This window comes from Sporosarcina sp. Y1004 (genome assembly GCF_057669665.1).
In genome coordinates, this window is sequence record NZ_JBYHFQ010000046.1 from 1 (window position 1) to 16,457 (window position 16,457).

Below are 16,457 nucleotides of genomic sequence, written 5' to 3' on the forward strand. Positions count from 1 at the left end.
TCCCTCATGATTACTGATACAAAACCGTAAAAAATGCACTATATATTTTCAAACTGTCACAAATTCGCCACAATTGACCAACGCTTTCTATATCGAAGGAGCTCAAATTTACGAAGTTGCGACAACGCCCTCGCTACTAACATCGTTCTGGAAATCAAATCGCGGAGTTAACCCGTAAATTTGCGCATAAAAAAAGCAATCATCGCCAAATGATCGCCCTTACTACTATATAAACCGTCCATCCACTCGCCCATGTTTCGATATCCCCGTCACCAAACGGAATTAAGCCACTAATCTGTTTCGATAGATGCTACCGCCGATAATAATGTGAGAGTTGGTTCGGCAGCATCCGTATAGTAAGTGCGCGATCATTAATATTCGTTAAACGCCGCTTCTATCGCTTTCAACTCCGCATATCCCGACGCTTTCTGTGTACCCTCCGATTCCATTTTACGTAGCATCTGCTCAACCGCGTGCCATAAGCACGCTGATTCATCGAATGTACATTCGAGTAATACCACATTACCACCGTCGATAAATTTCCGTTTCATATAATCGCCCCCATCCCGTTTAATAAACTGATAGTATCGTAAATAACGTAATAACGATAGGGACGCCGTAACCAAACGATGCCCACGCGTAATCTGCCGGGCTTATTACTTCGTCATCGTCGGCTAAAAAATAATATCGGAATGCTTTAAGTGCCTTCATTTCATCCGCTCCATTCCGTATGATTGATTACGTCTGCCAGTAATAATAAAGACCCTGCGGAATAACTCCGTAAGGTCTTTTTGTTTTCGTCGATTAAGTTTGTATTAACGCCGGTATCGTAGCAACGCGCACCCGTGAAAGCCGCTGATGTAGATAATCGTCACAATTAACGGTAACGCTAAACGCCTGCTGCGTATCGAACGTAGCAAATACCAGCTTTGCCGTAGACGTGTTCTTCTTACGTGCGCCAATTGCACCACCGATAATCGTTCCAATGACAGGCGCGATGATAGTTCCGACTACAGCACCGCCCGCAGCTTTGCCAACGTTGCGCTCGCCTGCTACATTGTGATCGAAGCCGAGAAAGTAGAATTTCCGTAAGCCAACGCGAACGACTCCCCGCGAAAATGTCCGCCGCATTATATACTTCGCTTCTGGACGCCAAGGAAATAGATTCTGTCCGCCAATTACCTTTAATTCCATCCGACGCTTTAATAAACTTCGTGTCATCGACATTTGATCCGCTCCCATTTTCATATTATTCAGACTATAACCTGTACAGGCCGTTCAGTCCAACCTCGGAAATCAGACGGCTTTCCCGATTTCTTGCAGTATCTTTAAAAATAGAGGACTCATTTGAATCAATATATATCCCATAGCTGAATTGAAAATACCTTGCCAAGCTTTCTCGCTATTCCCAAGCATGAAGAAAAAACAGGAGCCGACCATTAACACGCTTGCGATAGGTAAACTTACGGCGACAAGTATTTGAATAAGCGGGTCCAGGACGGTAGATAACATTTGCATCGAGCCTTCAGCGATAAATCCGGTTTGTATTACTTCAGGTGACATCATTCCATTTACGGGCATGAGGGGCGTTTGCGCTAGTACATTTAGGGGTTCGATTATAGGGGGTATAGACGTCGGATTGACTGCTGCGACTGGAATTGTGGGGTTAGCGTAACTAGTAACGGCATAAGTCGCTAGGCTCGCTGTAGCAACGGCAGCGCTACCGATTAATATTCCGGTTTTTGAAGACGGTTTAGCTTCGTTCCTATCGCTGAAATCCGTATAAGCGTTTTCAGGAACTACCTCAAAGTCGAGTTTACGTTTACTCATTTATCTTCCCCCTTATTTAATGTCAGTTGTCGTAAATACCATAACGACGGGCAAACCCTCGCATTCTTCTTTCAATATCTTTCGACGGTGTTCAGTCGTTGTTAGCCAGACTATCGTCGGGAAATGGCCGAGGTCTTCTTCGAGTAATCCATTTTTAAATAGTTCTTTATAACGCTTGATTTTATCGCGATTTTCCTTCATTTTCTGGATGCTATCGACTTCTAAAAAGTGTCGCCGATCCCAGTTATCCGTGTACATTGCGTCGACAATTACTTTCGTATAACCATCGGACACTTTGATTTCGTTTTTCCATTTCTTCGGGCAATCATTGAAGAACCACATATCATTGCGCATAATTGCGTGATTTACATGGCCGCCCTTTTTGCGAACCTTCTCGCATTCCACATAATTTTTTCCACGTTTCGATAGATAATAGATGGTCTGATAACCTTCGCGGGTGCTCATTAAATAGTCGGACATTCCTTTTAGAATCCTATTAGTGTGGCGAGTTGTTCCGAATTTAAAGTAGTTATTCAATTGATCGCGCGTCAGAAAGTCAAACTTCTTCAAAAGTAACAGGATAGACTCTTCGCGTTCGTTCAATCGGCTTTTCAAACGAAATAACCTCCTTCGCTATTTCCACCGTATAAGGGGCGATAGTGTCCCGGATGATTTCGGAAGTAATTAAAGGCGTCTGCAATATCTCGCGTTTATCGGCTGTCTGGTAGATAGCGCGGCCTTTAATTTGCGGCAATAACTCGGCGCCGGTTTCATCGAGCACAACGCGACTCGCGACAGCGGATTGAACCCGGAAAGCTAGTTTTGCATCGGAATTTTGTTTGCAAGCTCGATTTATCACGTCACCAGTCGGATATTGAGTCGCTAATATTTGCCGGAATCCTAACCCTGCGCCGAGCCTCGCTATCTGCGACATTAACGTTTGACACTCCTGTTTCAGCAACTTTTCGTCTTTCGTAACGGCTTCAGACGGATTTAATTCGCCCACTTCGTCGATAATAACGAAATAGCGTTCCTTAATGCCCGCTTCCTGAACGTTTTTCTTGCCTAATTTGCGCATACGGACTTGAATATCTCGCATCTTATCGTAAGCCGTCTGTAGCGTCTGCAAGGCTTCCTGCGGCTCATATGCGATAGATACGGTTTGTTTGATATTCTCGTAGTCGCATAGTTCAACGCCACCTTTTAAGTCGATTAGAAATAGGTTGACGTTATCAGGTTCACTTTGAAGAAGACTAGTAATCATCGAGTTAATAAAGTTAGATTTACCGTAACGAGTAGCGCCACCGAGTACCATGTGCGGGATCTGCTCGAAGTCGTGGTATCTAAATGAATTCTTTTCCCTAGTAACGCCAACGGGAACTTTCCACCCTTCTCCGGCTTCAAACGGGACTTGCGTTGCCATCGGCTTATTATAGATACGTAAAATCAATAGTCCGTCGAACGATATTTCTAGTTCTTTTTGTTCCGACAGTTTGTTAGTCCATAGCGTTTTTAAATTGTCGATGATATTCGCGTCTAACTGCAGACTTTTCAAATCAGCGAATGTTATTTGATGACGTCGATTATTTAACCCGTCTTCGAGAATACTTTGCTTTCCTAGGTAATCCTCGAAACTTCGACCTAACGGAATTCGGTAGGCATATTCCCATCCCCAATCGTGCTGCTTCTTTCTTATCAGTTGAGTCGTCAAAGTATCTTTCCCATCCTTAACGTTTAATCCAGATAGCGAAATTATCCTTTGAATCTTTGCTGAATCATTGGTTGCCATTCCTTTTTTCTTCACAAACGCTTTCAGTGCTATACCTCCCATAATCGAAGTAGTCACGATTTCGAAAATCATATGGCATCCCCCTTTAAGGTGAGCGCCACAGGGTTATATATCTATAGATATAATCCCTTCCTTCGAGCATTCCGAAATGAGGGTTTAACCCTTATGGCGCCTATGTTTTTAATGTCCCTTTATCTGGTTCGGGTAGTCATTAATCTGGACCAACATCGGGAAGTAATTATATAGCGTTAATTTAGTTGTCAAAGTGCAATATCGGGACGTCGAACTGGACTTTAATCGGGCATCGAATCAAGTAGATTAATCTTGTTGCGATATTTGAAAAAGAATCTCAAGGCCTCACGATAAGTGCGTGATCTGTCGCGTTTAGGTATCTTCTCGATTTCTAAGATGAGGTCTGAATCATATTCATGTGTGAGTTTAGCGGATAAGTGGAATGTATTTTGCGTCGTCATTTAGTGAGCCTCCTTTCCTAAATCTTACTAACGTATCCTCAATGTATGTAAGAAGTGGGAAACTAATGCCTGTACCGCTTATATTTGTTTAATCGGGCTTTTTATCCGCTTTATACGTTGTAACGGGCGACTTTTCACCGTCCGAGGCTCTCCAACCCGGCCAAACTTTCGCGTTGTATCGTTCATGGCGTTTATTCTTCCACTTACGATTGACCGCGCTCGATCCCGTTGCTGGCTTGGCTTTCGATTTCGTCGGTTGAGGCGTGCGGGTGCGTTCGTTGTTCATCGCTTTTAAGTCCTCGATAGCCTGCTCCTTCTCACGGATGGCCCGTTTCTCGAGATTCGCCCGGTATATTGCCCGACGTTGCTCATTCTTTCGAGCCAATCGCTCGGCTTTTTTTGCTGCTATTTCTTCCGGTGTTTTTGCCATGTCGATTCCCCCTAATTTTAATGCGTGCATAGTTTGAAGTCCGGCTCGACGTCATAGTCCTTGAATGCATCGTTAAATAACGCTTTGTCGATTAATTTTCGCAAAACTCCATCGTAATATCCGGTTAAATTGCGTAGCTTCTTCCGTTTAGTTGCTTGCGTGGTAATATGTAACGCCTGTATTGCTAAATCCTCGAATAACTCGCCCTGATTCGCATGAATATCAAATCGCATAAAACGGATGGATTTCGCTTGATAGATTCCATAAAGACGGCTGGCAATCGAAGTATCGCCCGTTGTATTTGAAAGAATCGACTTGAATCGGTTATATAGTGACGGCTCGAAATGAAACGTATTGCTAAGCAACGGTTTTTTAGTGTTTTTAGTAATAAGAGATAACGGGTCGGAATCGGATTTAACTACTTCCGGCTTACTCTCCGTAGGTTCGGCGACTTCTTCCGGGGCTTTCATAACCGGCCTATCATCGTAAGGTAAAATAACGTAGATGTTAGCGCCTTGCCCCACGTTAATAGGTCGCTTCGTCTTGATACGTTCAATAATGCCGAGTCTATCAAGCTTCGCCGTGGATCGTCTTACTGTGATTTCCGACTTGTCGATTAGATTCGCGATTGTAGCGACTTTCATTTTCGCCGCACGATAAATAGACGAATAGCGCCGGATTGTATCGAGCACCTTCCGGTCTGTTTCGTTAAGGTCGTTCATATTAGCGTAGATATGCTGATTACTAGCCGCGTCCATTTCAGCGACCGTTTCAAACCGTGCGTGCTTGTCGATATTAATTAACTTCGTCAATAGTAGCGCCCCATTTCTGGGAACACAAAAAGCGCGATGGTATGCCGTTTCTTTCATCGACAGTCCACCGCGCTTTTCACCTTTACAACACCGCGTAGTTTTGATACAATACGGGTATTGATTAGAAACAAGGTGCAAGCAAGTGGTGCTGTCGGACTGATCCCGACGTGTACCGGTAAAAATGGACGCCAATCCATTCTTACGGCTTGCACCTTTTGCATTTCCGTTTATTAATTTCGTTACTGCAAACTATACCGCTTACATACGAAAATAGCAAACTCTTATTTCCTGCTCCCGAATAGCTTTTCGAATATCCCGCGTTTACTTTTCGTCACTTCTACGTCATCCGCTGCCGCTGTTTCTTCCTTTGCCTTCATTTCGATTAACTCCGCTTGCGCTCCTTCCATTTTACGAATAGCTAACTGAAACGCCCGACGAGTCTCTTCTTGCTCCGCTGCCATCACATCTATTTTACCGCTTAATATTTCGATAGTATCCTTTAGCTCCCTGATCGCCTGGGCATCGTTCGGCGCCGGTGCAACGCCCTTTATAACGGCCGTTTCAGCCATAGCAGCCGCTACTTCCTGTGCTACTACGTCCAATATTCGACCTGATGCCGTGCCCTCTTTAAGCCGTCGCAATGCCAGCAAATCCGCATCGTAAAATATGCGGGCGTTCTGCTCGTCGCGGCTGATACGATAGCCTTTCGATTCTAGCAATAGCGAGTATTTGCGCACGGTTGATACGCCGATCGCAACGACCTGTGACGCCTGTTTTACCGTGTAAGTAGCTATATGCTCCGTCATAGCGTGACCCCCTTCGTTGCCTTTATGCCTATTATAGCGGACAAGTGCTAGTATTGCATAGTTAGGCGACATAGGGCGACAGGACGGGCACTATATTGATTGTTATATGACGTTTTATACTCCGAGGACTATTTACGGACACGTAACGGGTGATTGTCCGGCTTGCGATAGTTAGTTGCGTCTGAGGCGTGCGTACAGCGTCTATGTCAAAGTGATATTTTGGTATGCCGAATATTTGACGGGGGGGGCGAGTTTTGCGCATACCCATCGAGTTTAAAAGTTGTAGCGAAATTTATATCGTATTAGACGCATAGGTATAAAGTAACTCCAAAAGGTAAAATTATTGCGCGTAAGTAGCATTGACCAGTATCGGCGTTTTCTGAGGGGGTGCTTGGGGGGTTGCCGGATTTCCCTCGCTGTACCTGCCGATGGACGCACGAATAACCGCTATCAATACGCTTTGTTTTAAGCGTTAAATAGCGGTTTTGTTTCGTCTACTTATATACGTTCATGATCGTGCTTACAACGGCTGTAATCGCTCTGTGTGACGCTGTAACCATACGTGATGACGCTGTATCAAGGCGCTACTACTTCGTATTCCTTCGCTATCTTATAGAACGTGGACTTAGTCATGCCAACGTTCTTAAACGTTTCAACAGCGGTCTGTTCGTTCGCTTTCCACCGATTGAATTGAACGATAAACAGGCGCTTTGTTTCGGCGTCAAGCGATTGCCACGTAATTGCGGGACGACCTAAACGCTGGCCTCGACTCTTAGCGGCTGCTATGCCTTCGGCTTGCCTAGCCCGTATGTCCACCCGCTCCTTCTCAGCGAATGCCGATAGTAGGGTAAGGATGATCTCGCTCATAGCCCGCTGCATAACGTCATCCTGCGCCTTGCCTGTCGTATTAAGCATCGGCTCGGCAACGAATTCGAGCGCTATGCCCTCGGACATAAACCACGCGAATTCTTCCTTAGTATCGGCCATGCTCCGGCTCATTCGGCTTATGCTATCGAATACGACGGTATCGCCCGCCCGTAGTTTACCTTTTAACGCTTGATACTGCGCCCTGTCGGTGTCCTTGCCGCTCGCCTTATCGACATATACGTTTGATTCCGGCACGCCTTGCGCCTGCATCGTTGCGACCTGACGTGCTTCGTTTTGATCCTTACTACTAACGCGAATATATGCGAATTTCATATCGACGCCCCCCGTTTCTTATCGTTAAGTTAAGTATACGGAAAGCGTCTGTAAAAGTCAAAGACTATATAGACGTTTGTTAAAGTCGTATTTCCGATTATAAAGACGTAGTTCCGATGCGTCCGCGTGAGTATACTTTTAAAGACGCATGAATCGGATATATCGGAACTAATCGGAAGCCCCCCGAGTTTCGGAAGGTCGTCCGCAGCAATCGAGTCTACTCGGTGCATTACGCATCATAACGCCCTATCATACGAATATACCCCCGGCAGGTATACGTGTTCCTTCTATATAGTGCGCCGAATTGCCCCCAGACTGATTAGCGGTTTAATAGGACGTTATGCGACATCGTTTGAAAGTGTTTCGAGGGTGTCCGCGCCAGAACCCTTTCCCCGGAGATTTGGCGCTATAACCCCAATGGAATGCAACCGTAAATGTAGCGTATTGTCGCGTGTAGTCGCATGAATATGCCGTGATTTGCCGACATGAAATCGCTCTCCCTACTAGCGTGTACTCCGATTGGAATCGCCCCCATATCGCCCAGTAACGCCTAGCATACATTTTACGTTCCTTCTATATATGCGCTGAAATAAGACCACTAGGCGACGATGAACTTTCGCTACTATTGAACAATCGGAGTTCACCGCTGTTTTTACAGCTCGGCATCGGATATAAATCGAGTGGGACATTACCGCATAAAAAAGGCGACCACCGCGGAAGTTAATCCGTAGTGATCGCCCTGTATTCGTCTATCCGTTCGCGCTTAGAAAGCCCGCTGCATTGTCTACGATGTTCCGATATTCCACGCCGAGCGCCGATTCAATGCCCATGCCGATCATGCTATTAACCGGCGATTGCTTCCGTAATGATGCAATTTCATCGAGTGAACGCCTTGCCCGCGCTCGGCTATCGGTTTCCGCTGTCTGCTTGGCCGTTTGATACGCGGTCTGTAATTCGAGCAATCCGAAATGTTCCTTTAGCGCGGGGTCGAGTTCGCCAAACGCTTCAACGATTTTCGCCGAATAATACGGATCGGACGTCGTTTCCATCATCGTTTTAATTTCGGAAGCTGCCGACTTACTGCCGAATACGCCGAATTCCGTTTTAAGCTGATTGAATTTGCGGTCGAACTCGGCAACTGCGAACGGATCGGGGGCAATATTCGGTGCGCTTACGATTGCTTGAGCGACCTTTTCGGCTGCATCGAGTTCTACGTCACGCATAGAACCGTACGCATCGACCATTCGAGCAAGCTTTATTGCCGATTCCTTTTTGACTTGGCGCTCTGCATCTGCCTGACCAATCGCGGTTAATACCGGGTTTCTGCGGATGGCCCGGACTTTCTCGCCTAAATCGTCGAAGATGGCCACGGCTTGCGACATTGACGAAATATCTTGCTGCGGATTATCGTCTGGCTCGCTTGCGTGGACGTGTGTAGACTGGCTTGCCGGCGATCCATGGATTAATGCATTTACTATTGCGATATGCGCGTTTACAATTTCGCTTGTCAAATTAATTTCCCCCTTTAGCTGCACATATTCCGTACGGGCCTTGACGGTTCCGGCAGTCTTAGCGCGGGCTGCGGCTTGCGCGGCTGATTTCGTTCTGATTGTTTATGCGAGTTCATCCGCTCCCTTTTCGTTTTAAATACGTAAAAAAGAACGCCGGTGAGGGCGCTCGGATTCGTGATTTATTTAATTTCGGGTACTACGCCGTTCCTTCCAAATGCGACTTAGCGTCATCTAACTCTTGTTTAACTTCATGGGCAAGTCCGAATCTAGTGACTTTATTCAATTCAGCCAAATTCTCCACTCCCTTTTTATTTATAAGTATAATCTACAAGGTAATTGCATACTCTTTTCAAATAAATTGAAAAGCATATACAGGAAGTACTTATCCTGTCGAATTAAAATAAAACCAATCATATGTTCCCTTTAAGTGCCAATCATCTCTATCCGTAAAACTGGGGTTATAGTTGTTTACAAGACACCACTGACCAATTTCGTACAGACCATTAACCACATCGGCTTCATACGAATTATTACCATTCAATAAAAGATACTCGTGTGTTTCAATGTTTAAGAAACCTTTATTTCTCGGCTGTGTTTTCCAATGTTCCAAAAATAAAGTCATATTTGAAAAAATTTGGTCGTAATTCTCTAATCCTTGCTTACCTAAAATTCGTTCAATTGACTCCCGACTTAAATAGAAAATTTCGTTTTCATAATCGTACCAAACCCCTTCACGATTCACTTCGGTTCTTTTTTCCAAAGATAAATTATAAGAAGGGTAATGCTCCCAAATTTGAAATGGTGATGTATCTAAAAACTCTGTGCCTAGTTCTGCTAGTTTATTCACGTCTGTTGATCTCCCACTGTAAAAATGGATAACTTTATTGCTTTGAAGCCAACTACCTTCTCCGGCAAATCTATAAACCTCGTTTTTCGCTATCACAGAATCATCCCCTGCATTTCTAGAACCAGAAAAATAAACTACCTCTCTTTCCCATGAGTGAAAACTCATTTTAAGCCAGTCACTATTCGCTTCAAATTCACCCTTATACGCGTTTGATACATCTGCGAGTGTGAAGTTAGCGTTTCCTTGGTTGTACCCGAATGATGTTTTCCAAAATAACGCTAAGTTAAATACCATTCCAAAAGTATCGTGTAAGTCTTTAAGTAAACCGAAAAACACGTTATCAAAAAGACTCGCTTTTGGTTCAATTGTTATTTGTTCAAGTGCTAAAATAACATCGTCGATTACTATTGTATATTTCTTTTTTTGTTTAAATTTCGCTATTGGATTCGGGGTAAAAAATAATGGTTTAATGAAATTCGGCATTTTTATCCCCTCCCGACAATCATAATATCCATATTCCCCGTATATGTCTCCTGTGATTCTCTCTTGACAAAAACAACCATAGACAAATCGGGGTCTTTTAAAAATTCATAATCTGATGGGCGAATCGTAACTGTGGCTCCTTGTCCAACTTTTGACCAAGTGCTTATATCTCCTTCAATCAACCTTCTTACTAAATGTTTTGTCAATGCACTTGAAAAAGATTTAAAAAAGAAAAGGTTATACGTCACATCAAAGTTGTGGTTATTAGCAATAATAATTTGTTTTTCTCTGTACCCACTAATGTCCAACGGAATTGCTGTCGCATCAGAACCTACACTTTCTCCGAAATACAGTTCTTCAAAGTTTAGTAATCCCGTAGTACTCATATACTCTTTTGCTACTCTTGCTTTCCCTTCAATTACAAATGAATTGTTAGTCTTGTTATAAGCAAAAGGTGCCGCATCCACTGTCCTCATTACTCCATTGCCAAAATCATCCGTTTCAACCGTTAGCGATATTGCGGTTCCGTCACTTGCATTTCTACCCGCTACTCGTAGCATTTTATCTGCCATATTATATTACCTCCCAAGGTTCATTTTCTTCTGCCAGGTAGTTACTTAGTGCTCTCGTAGCTTCTCCTGCGGTTGCATATGTGACGCCATCAAAACCAATTCGAATGTCTAGTAATTCAGCGTTTCCTCCAGTATCTCCAGCATTAGCGATTAGATTGTTAATTCTTAACCGTTCAACCTCTAAGTCGGCTTGCTTCGCCTTATTCGCCAACGCGGTAGTAGTGGAATCCTTAAATTGGTCGAAAACAGCACCGTCAACTTTGCCTAGAACCGCCGAAACTGCGCCTGCAACTCCCGCTTCCAAATTATTTAAATTAGCCGCTGATAATGGCGTAGCTTTTTGGACAACGTTAACGATTTCATCTTTCCAATCCGTCGGTATATAATTCGTCATTAATTTCCCCCCTCATATTTGTTTTCCTGTTAGCATTTATAACTATATGCACATGACCGTTCTCCTATGTTCGAACGGTGATTCTGTCGCGCGTATTCTGTTTTGGGTATAAACGCTTACCTCTGCGCTAAAACCGCTTAAAACGTCCGCTATTCTTTAATTTCGGTCACTGCAAACATCCGCATCGCCTGCCGTCTTTGCTCGATCGGAATGCGGTAATGGACGCCGATAAGTTTCCCCTGCGCCTTCGTGTCGAAATATTCGCCTGTAATCGTCCAGTCGTTCTTTGTTTTATATCGCTTTATACGGCGCATGAGGTCTTTATCCTCCGTATATGCAGCAATAAAACCGGTCCCGCTTTGCCAAATCTCGTAATTCGGCAGCTTCTTCCGCAAAACCACGCTTTAACTGCTCGACTTCGAGGTCTGATAAGTCTTTTTTGAATAAGTGGCTTCCGAAATCGCGAACGAATGCCGTCCATAATGCCGGTGTAAACTTGTCCGACCGCTCATAAAAGTCATGAATGTGTGCGGTGGCTTTTGACGAGTTGCAGCCTTTACAAACGATTGCCATATTTTTTAGGATGTTTTCGCCGCCGTAACCATCGAATGCCTTATCTTCGAGCGGGTAGACGTGATCCGCTTGGACCGACGTTGTAGTTACATCACCGCGCGTCATCTCAATATCGCAATAAGCACAATTTGTGGCATTAAGCATCCGTCCGAATACTTCGTTATCAATCATGTTTGAGCCGCCCCCTTTTCGAATTGTGTATTTCCGTATGCGATTTAGGGTATAAGTGCCGTTTTCCCTCTCGCGCTCTTTCCGACATGCGATGCACTCGCCGTCAAGTCCGTTTTTTCTATGGCGATTCTTTCTCATTTATTCGTATATCTTTTCTTCTTTGCACACTCGGCATGGATATAGTTGTTCTGTCATTCGTTCATTCATTCGTTCATTCCCCCATTATTTTAGTAGGCGTTCAATTTCGGTTATTGTTCGCTGTATCTCCGCGAAAACTTTAACGGTCGTTCCGTTATTCACCGTCACTAGCACTTGCAGGTAAGAAATTAACGCGTAGATGCGTTCTGAATCGGTCATTTTCCTCTCACCCCTTGACTTATTTATGTTGACGTGTTATGTTTAGATGGGTAAATCTCTTCAATTATATCTAATTGCGACAAAAAAGAATGAACCTCTTTTAAAACAACGGTTTGGGCAAGTCGTCCGCGTACTCGATCGCTGATTGTATATCTTCCAGCTTCGATGTGTGCGACAGTCGATTGTCCAATACCTAGAAACTCGCCGAATTGTTCTTGTGTCATTCGCTCCATTATTCTTATTGACTTAAGAGTCTCAGCATTCATTGGTTAGCCTCCTTTTTATGTGTAATAGCTATAAAAAATATCGGGCATCTACACCTTATTATATAGATAGGGAAATGTGAAACGGCTATTTACTCGTTTTCGTGAATCTTTTAATAATTAATTTAACTTTCTTTTAACGCTAGGAACGAACGCCTTTTCCGCTTCCGCTAAGTTTTTATATACGATGACCTCGCCGCTTTTCGTCCTCATCATTTCCTCAGTATCGTCTTTTATAATCGCCCGACGCACCGGAACCTTCTTATTTATTGCCGCTTCGATTTTATCCGATTCCGCTGTAAATTCGTGCTTGCGGATATCATCGCCCACTGATTCCGATAATCTCGGCAACCAATACCATTCCGGCATATACGATCCCGTCCGTTCAAAGCTGCGTTCTGCGTTGTGAGCACCGTTTTTGCATTGATCGTCGCAGAATCGGGAGTCTTTCCGTTTGGCCGCCCAATTCCGAAAGTTATTTTTATCTATCGGGTACATATTTAAGCAGAATTTATGCTCGCACCGCTTCCAATTCTTACGCTCGGCTGTATAGCTGGCCCACGTTGCCCCGCCGCGCTCGATACGCCCTTTATAATCGCTGTATAACGACATAATTGAGTAATCCGACCGCTCAACGTAACCGCGACAATATACAGGGGGATTTGCACGGATTAATTCTTGCTCTGCTCTCTCGATTGCCGATATCATATCGCGCGCTGCGCCTTCCTGCGTGTCTCTACGTGCCCGCTTCAAGTCTACATCCCTTACGTTTGCATATGCTTCGAGGCCTTCTATTTTGCGCTGTGTAAAGTCGCCGCCGTATCTTACCGGGTGATAAGCTTTCAGGCGTGGCATAGCGTCATAGTCGGTTCCTTTGATAGTTTCAGTCGTTTTAGTCGTTGTCATAATAATTCCCCTTTTCCAGTGGTTTTTGTATGTGTTGGTTTTTGAACCTAATAACATATATATAGACTTGTAGTAGAGTAGTAGGTTGGTAATAAGCGTTATTGCGCCCATTGATTGCCGAATTCATGGCGTTTAACACGTTCGCGGATTTCCTTGACATCGCATAGTAAATAAACGACATCGACAATAGATTGCTCATTTGTAACTTCGACGCTCAACTCGCCGATGGTAGGCTTGTCTATTAGTAAGCGAAATTTATTCGGTTTAAAGAATCGGTGCCCAACTTCGCGGCTTTTAGCATCATCGACCTTACCTTTTTGCATATACTCGATAAATCCGACTTCGGCGAGCTTCTTAATCGCAGTATTTACCGTCGGCTTCGACTTCGTGCCGATCATTCGCATGGCTGTATTCATCGTTAGATAAAAGACTGCACCGTATCGCTTCGACGTGATAAGCATTGCGTATGCAACTTGCTTCTGCCTGAACGTACCGACGTCGAGCACCGCTAATATCTCCGACTTGTAAATAGTGACGGGCTTATCTGCGTTTCCTAGCGTGTAATTGTTATCGAATGCAATTCCGACTAGTCGCTCGGTTTCCTTCTTCCAATGCGCCGACGTACTGCCTTTGCTGAAGTATTCGAGCGGTGTATTATGCAGGATTTCAAGAATCGCCTCGATAGCGTCTTCCTTTTCGAATCCTTGCGAATTATAGAAGCTGGCAAGCAATATCGTCGTTGCGTGGCGCGTATTCGATGTAGTCAAACGACCGGCGTCGATAATGTCCATAGCCTTACGTAGCGCCTTTGATGCATCGACGAGCGTTATCGTTGTATCTGTACGCCTTTCGATTTCCGCAAATTCCGCTTCCTGCTCGACCGATAGTTCAATTGCGCCGTCAATAATAACGTCGGCATTCATCGGCTGTACATCGTCCAGATAGTCGAATCTTTGGATAGGTGCGAGCGTTTCCGTATCGACGAACCAACAACGATTTCCCGTCCGTTGATGTATTCCGAGTGGTAACTTGACGCCGACATTCCATAACGGGCGAAATTCCACTTTGTTGCTCGGCAAATCCGCTTCGACTAATACATTTCGATAGAACGCTTGTACCGTTTCAAGCGGTAGCATACGATCCATGAATAAATCGACGTGGAATCCTTTGTCTCCGCTAATACTGACGTGCATATCGTCACGCCTTACGTTGAAATCCCGCTCCAATACGTCGATTAGCTTCATCGTTGCCCATCGCGCGGCTGGCATATCGTCCGCATAATCGACATCGAAGGTAATAAACTTGTTTGTCGTATTAGCGTTAAATACTCCGTATGTGTTCTTGCCGTCGAGGTGAATCTTTAACGCGCCATCGTTTAGCGCCCATTTGTCAAACGTCGCATATTTGGCATCCGTGCCTGCTTTCTCGCGATATGCGTCCGTAGTTTGCATAATGTATTTCCGGCGTGTCGTTACGTACAGTTCATTTAGCTTGGCGATTGTTGCAGCGTGGTCGTTTTGTTTCGGTGGCGTCATGCTTTATTTCCCCTCTCTGTGTGCTAGTTTTGGTATTTCGGTTAATGCTGCGGATAGTTCCGGCGTGTCTTCGAATATGAATACGATTGTGCCTGGGATTTTGCGCGACGATTCAATATCGACGACGGGATATCCCTGCGATAGTAGGTGTTTAGCGACTCGGAAGCTTAGAATACATTTCATTTACTGATTCACCCCTTTTTAAAATTGTTGGTTTTTGAACCTAATAACATATATATAGACTAGTAACGGGAGTAAGCGATTCAAGCGTAGTAAGTAGTAGGATCATAAGCGAGTAGACTGATATCTAATTCAGTAGTTCGCGCAAATACATATACGTTTCTACCTTTATTAATACTCGGACACTCCATAATTAGCCGATGACCCATTTCGGCCAATTCAATGCACACGTCATAGTCGATAATCATGCGTATGTTCGCCCCGAGTATCTCGCCTTTTCGGATTGAATCGGGATCGTTGCAAGGCGCTTCTATGAATTCGAGGTCACGGATGAAATTCAGACGCGTGATTTCGATACCTTCCTTGCGTATGACGCCTTTTATCTCCGCATCAAAGCGTGCTATGCCGTCAATTTCGACGCTAGAATAAAAACGCTTGCCGATTACCTCATAATATACGCCGATGTTTGTCCCTTAATTGCGAGTAATAAGAGTTTCCTGATGCCCTAAACCGTTTTTCCGTTACTTGTAGTTCATACATAGATAATCCGCCCCTTTTCGATTGTTTGTAACTCTTCGCGACCTTCCCGGAAATACAAGCCCTTGAGGTCCGATTATATAAGCGATCGCCGCGCATCCTCATATGCCTTTTGCGCCGCTACTATCGCTGTTACCTTATCAGGCGTTAACTCTAGCGACTGCATCGTCCTAGCCCGTAGCGCGTCGGTAAATGGGCGCTGACCACCTTCGAGCATTGCGATATAAGATTGTCCAACGCCGAGCATTTCGGCAAGCTGCGACTGATGTAAGCCGATAAACTCGCGGACTGTACGTAGATTGATTGCGGTTAACATTCGATCATCTCCATTTCATGTGATTTCGTATAACTTAGCAGGTAAATAAAAAGGAATCCCCTACTACCTAGAACAACTAGCGACATAAAGTATGACGTCCGAGCAAATTCGCCGTGCTTCCTTCACCCTTCCAGATACCTAAACCATCGGAATACAACCCCTATATACTAGTACCGACATTTCGACGATTACATGACGTTACCGCCTTCTCTTCCTACTCCTTCAAATAGCTAAATGCGAATAAGTTTGGTGCTATTTGAAAATGAACCCTTTCCCCACCTATAGGGGCCAACTAAACCGTCAAAATACGGTGTCTGAATGCAATTTGTAACACAACTGTAATATTCGAAGAATCAAAACGTGATAGGTACGCGATTTCACTTTTTCGGTAAAATCGAGATAATCGGAATCGTACCCGTTTTTTTACTCCCTCATGATTACTGATACAAAACCGTAAAAAATGCACTATATA

24 protein-coding genes are annotated in these 16,457 nt (G+C 44.4%); all 24 read right to left on the minus strand.

What is annotated here, in order from left to right; translation table 11 throughout:
- Nucleotides 1-371: 371 nt before the first annotated feature.
- Nucleotides 372-551: a hypothetical protein gene (locus AC25Y6_RS19080; protein ID WP_488144124.1), complete on the minus strand. Its 180-nt coding sequence runs from the start codon at nucleotides 549-551 to the stop codon at nucleotides 372-374.
- A gap of 19 nt (nucleotides 552-570) precedes the next feature.
- Nucleotides 571-711 carry a hypothetical protein gene (locus AC25Y6_RS19085; RefSeq protein WP_488144125.1) on the minus strand — a complete coding sequence of 47 codons (141 nt, stop codon included), beginning with the start codon at nucleotides 709-711 and terminating at the stop codon, nucleotides 571-573.
- 93 nt (nucleotides 712-804) lie between these two features.
- Nucleotides 805-1,227: a hypothetical protein gene (locus tag AC25Y6_RS19090; RefSeq protein ID WP_488144126.1), complete on the minus strand. Its 423-nt coding sequence runs from the start codon at nucleotides 1,225-1,227 to the stop codon at nucleotides 805-807.
- 69 nt (nucleotides 1,228-1,296) lie between these two features.
- A complete protein-coding gene (locus tag AC25Y6_RS19095; RefSeq protein ID WP_488144127.1) occupies nucleotides 1,297-1,830 on the minus strand; it encodes a hypothetical protein in 534 nt (177 codons plus the stop codon).
- 12 nt (nucleotides 1,831-1,842) lie between these two features.
- Nucleotides 1,843-2,445 carry a replication-relaxation family protein gene (locus AC25Y6_RS19100; RefSeq protein ID WP_488144128.1) on the minus strand — a complete coding sequence of 201 codons (603 nt, stop codon included), beginning with the start codon at nucleotides 2,443-2,445 and terminating at the stop codon, nucleotides 1,843-1,845.
- Complete coding sequence (locus AC25Y6_RS19105) at nucleotides 2,387-3,691, minus strand: FtsK/SpoIIIE domain-containing protein (protein ID WP_488144129.1); 1,305 nt, start codon at nucleotides 3,689-3,691, stop codon at nucleotides 2,387-2,389. The genes AC25Y6_RS19100 and AC25Y6_RS19105 overlap by 59 nt, the downstream gene beginning before the upstream one ends.
- Nucleotides 3,692-3,912: 221 nt before the next feature.
- A complete protein-coding gene (locus AC25Y6_RS19110) occupies nucleotides 3,913-4,092 on the minus strand; it encodes a hypothetical protein (protein ID WP_488144130.1) in 180 nt (59 codons plus the stop codon).
- 88 nt (nucleotides 4,093-4,180) lie between these two features.
- A complete protein-coding gene (locus tag AC25Y6_RS19115) occupies nucleotides 4,181-4,522 on the minus strand; it encodes a hypothetical protein (protein WP_488144131.1) in 342 nt (113 codons plus the stop codon).
- A gap of 17 nt (nucleotides 4,523-4,539) precedes the next feature.
- Nucleotides 4,540-5,334 carry a hypothetical protein gene (locus AC25Y6_RS19120; RefSeq protein WP_488144132.1) on the minus strand — a complete coding sequence of 265 codons (795 nt, stop codon included), beginning with the start codon at nucleotides 5,332-5,334 and terminating at the stop codon, nucleotides 4,540-4,542.
- A gap of 281 nt (nucleotides 5,335-5,615) precedes the next feature.
- Nucleotides 5,616-6,212 (minus strand): MerR family transcriptional regulator, encoded by a 597-nt coding sequence (locus tag AC25Y6_RS19125; protein WP_488144133.1) that lies wholly within the window; start codon nucleotides 6,210-6,212, stop codon nucleotides 5,616-5,618.
- 504 nt (nucleotides 6,213-6,716) lie between these two features.
- Nucleotides 6,717-7,340 (minus strand): recombinase family protein, encoded by a 624-nt coding sequence (locus tag AC25Y6_RS19130; protein ID WP_488144134.1) that lies wholly within the window; start codon nucleotides 7,338-7,340, stop codon nucleotides 6,717-6,719.
- Nucleotides 7,341-8,089: 749 nt separating this feature from the next.
- Nucleotides 8,090-8,851, minus strand: coding sequence for a hypothetical protein (locus AC25Y6_RS19135; RefSeq protein WP_488144135.1), 762 nt, complete (start codon nucleotides 8,849-8,851; stop codon nucleotides 8,090-8,092).
- A gap of 382 nt (nucleotides 8,852-9,233) precedes the next feature.
- The gene (locus AC25Y6_RS19140; protein ID WP_488144136.1) at nucleotides 9,234-10,181 is read right to left on the minus strand and encodes a hypothetical protein; all 948 of its coding nucleotides are present in this window, start codon (nucleotides 10,179-10,181) and stop codon (nucleotides 9,234-9,236) included.
- A 2-nt stretch (nucleotides 10,182-10,183) separates the two neighbouring features.
- A complete protein-coding gene (locus AC25Y6_RS19145; protein WP_488144137.1) occupies nucleotides 10,184-10,753 on the minus strand; it encodes a hypothetical protein in 570 nt (189 codons plus the stop codon).
- Nucleotide 10,754: 1 nt separating this feature from the next.
- A complete protein-coding gene (locus AC25Y6_RS19150; RefSeq protein ID WP_488144138.1) occupies nucleotides 10,755-11,147 on the minus strand; it encodes a hypothetical protein in 393 nt (130 codons plus the stop codon).
- Nucleotides 11,148-11,296: 149 nt separating this feature from the next.
- Nucleotides 11,297-11,461, minus strand: coding sequence for a hypothetical protein (locus tag AC25Y6_RS19155; RefSeq protein ID WP_488144139.1), 165 nt, complete (start codon nucleotides 11,459-11,461; stop codon nucleotides 11,297-11,299).
- 7 nt (nucleotides 11,462-11,468) lie between these two features.
- The gene (locus AC25Y6_RS19160) at nucleotides 11,469-11,891 is read right to left on the minus strand and encodes an HNH endonuclease (protein ID WP_488144140.1); all 423 of its coding nucleotides are present in this window, start codon (nucleotides 11,889-11,891) and stop codon (nucleotides 11,469-11,471) included.
- Nucleotides 11,892-12,113: 222 nt separating this feature from the next.
- Nucleotides 12,114-12,248 carry a hypothetical protein gene (locus tag AC25Y6_RS19165; protein ID WP_488144141.1) on the minus strand — a complete coding sequence of 45 codons (135 nt, stop codon included), beginning with the start codon at nucleotides 12,246-12,248 and terminating at the stop codon, nucleotides 12,114-12,116.
- Between the two features lie 23 nt (nucleotides 12,249-12,271).
- Nucleotides 12,272-12,514, minus strand: a complete 243-nt coding sequence (locus tag AC25Y6_RS19170; protein ID WP_488144142.1) for a helix-turn-helix transcriptional regulator — start codon at nucleotides 12,512-12,514, stop codon at nucleotides 12,272-12,274.
- Between the two features lie 117 nt (nucleotides 12,515-12,631).
- A complete protein-coding gene (locus tag AC25Y6_RS19175; RefSeq protein ID WP_488144143.1) occupies nucleotides 12,632-13,417 on the minus strand; it encodes a hypothetical protein in 786 nt (261 codons plus the stop codon).
- A 98-nt stretch (nucleotides 13,418-13,515) separates the two neighbouring features.
- Entirely contained in the window at nucleotides 13,516-14,952 is a 1,437-nt protein-coding gene (locus tag AC25Y6_RS19180) for a TOTE conflict system archaeo-eukaryotic primase domain-containing protein (protein ID WP_488144144.1), read from the minus strand.
- Between the two features lie 3 nt (nucleotides 14,953-14,955).
- Nucleotides 14,956-15,135 carry a hypothetical protein gene (locus AC25Y6_RS19185; protein WP_488144145.1) on the minus strand — a complete coding sequence of 60 codons (180 nt, stop codon included), beginning with the start codon at nucleotides 15,133-15,135 and terminating at the stop codon, nucleotides 14,956-14,958.
- Between the two features lie 610 nt (nucleotides 15,136-15,745).
- The gene (locus AC25Y6_RS19190; protein WP_488144146.1) at nucleotides 15,746-15,985 is read right to left on the minus strand and encodes a helix-turn-helix domain-containing protein; all 240 of its coding nucleotides are present in this window, start codon (nucleotides 15,983-15,985) and stop codon (nucleotides 15,746-15,748) included.
- Nucleotides 15,986-16,277: 292 nt separating this feature from the next.
- Nucleotides 16,278-16,457, minus strand: a 180-nt coding sequence (locus AC25Y6_RS19195) for a hypothetical protein (protein ID WP_488144147.1), incomplete at its 5' end; no start/stop codon positions are given.

Bases quoted from the DNA above. Each gene is read 5' to 3' on its own strand.
- AC25Y6_RS19080 (WP_488144124.1), bottom strand. From the start codon at position 551: ATGAAACGGAAATTTATCGACGGTGGTAATGTGGTATTACTCGAATGT.
- AC25Y6_RS19085 (WP_488144125.1), bottom strand. From the start codon at position 711: ATGAAGGCACTTAAAGCATTCCGATATTATTTTTTAGCCGACGATGAC.
- AC25Y6_RS19090 (WP_488144126.1), bottom strand. From the start codon at position 1,227: ATGTCGATGACACGAAGTTTATTAAAGCGTCGGATGGAATTAAAGGTA.
- AC25Y6_RS19095 (WP_488144127.1), bottom strand. From the start codon at position 1,830: ATGAGTAAACGTAAACTCGACTTTGAGGTAGTTCCTGAAAACGCTTAT.
- AC25Y6_RS19105 (WP_488144129.1), bottom strand. From the start codon at position 3,691: ATGATTTTCGAAATCGTGACTACTTCGATTATGGGAGGTATAGCACTG.
- AC25Y6_RS19110 (WP_488144130.1), bottom strand. From the start codon at position 4,092: ATGACGACGCAAAATACATTCCACTTATCCGCTAAACTCACACATGAA.
- AC25Y6_RS19115 (WP_488144131.1), bottom strand. From the start codon at position 4,522: ATGGCAAAAACACCGGAAGAAATAGCAGCAAAAAAAGCCGAGCGATTG.
- AC25Y6_RS19125 (WP_488144133.1), bottom strand. From the start codon at position 6,212: ATGTCGCCTAACTATGCAATACTAGCACTTGTCCGCTATAATAGGCAT.
- AC25Y6_RS19130 (WP_488144134.1), bottom strand. From the start codon at position 7,340: ATGAAATTCGCATATATTCGCGTTAGTAGTAAGGATCAAAACGAAGCA.
- AC25Y6_RS19140 (WP_488144136.1), bottom strand. From the start codon at position 10,181: ATGCCGAATTTCATTAAACCATTATTTTTTACCCCGAATCCAATAGCG.
- AC25Y6_RS19145 (WP_488144137.1), bottom strand. From the start codon at position 10,753: ATGGCAGATAAAATGCTACGAGTAGCGGGTAGAAATGCAAGTGACGGA.
- AC25Y6_RS19150 (WP_488144138.1), bottom strand. From the start codon at position 11,147: ATGACGAATTATATACCGACGGATTGGAAAGATGAAATCGTTAACGTT.
- AC25Y6_RS19155 (WP_488144139.1), bottom strand. From the start codon at position 11,461: ATGCGCCGTATAAAGCGATATAAAACAAAGAACGACTGGACGATTACA.
- AC25Y6_RS19160 (WP_488144140.1), bottom strand. From the start codon at position 11,891: ATGATTGATAACGAAGTATTCGGACGGATGCTTAATGCCACAAATTGT.
- AC25Y6_RS19165 (WP_488144141.1), bottom strand. From the start codon at position 12,248: ATGACCGATTCAGAACGCATCTACGCGTTAATTTCTTACCTGCAAGTG.
- AC25Y6_RS19170 (WP_488144142.1), bottom strand. From the start codon at position 12,514: ATGAATGCTGAGACTCTTAAGTCAATAAGAATAATGGAGCGAATGACA.
- AC25Y6_RS19175 (WP_488144143.1), bottom strand. From the start codon at position 13,417: ATGACAACGACTAAAACGACTGAAACTATCAAAGGAACCGACTATGAC.
- AC25Y6_RS19180 (WP_488144144.1), bottom strand. From the start codon at position 14,952: ATGACGCCACCGAAACAAAACGACCACGCTGCAACAATCGCCAAGCTA.
- AC25Y6_RS19185 (WP_488144145.1), bottom strand. From the start codon at position 15,135: ATGAAATGTATTCTAAGCTTCCGAGTCGCTAAACACCTACTATCGCAG.
- AC25Y6_RS19190 (WP_488144146.1), bottom strand. From the start codon at position 15,985: ATGTTAACCGCAATCAATCTACGTACAGTCCGCGAGTTTATCGGCTTA.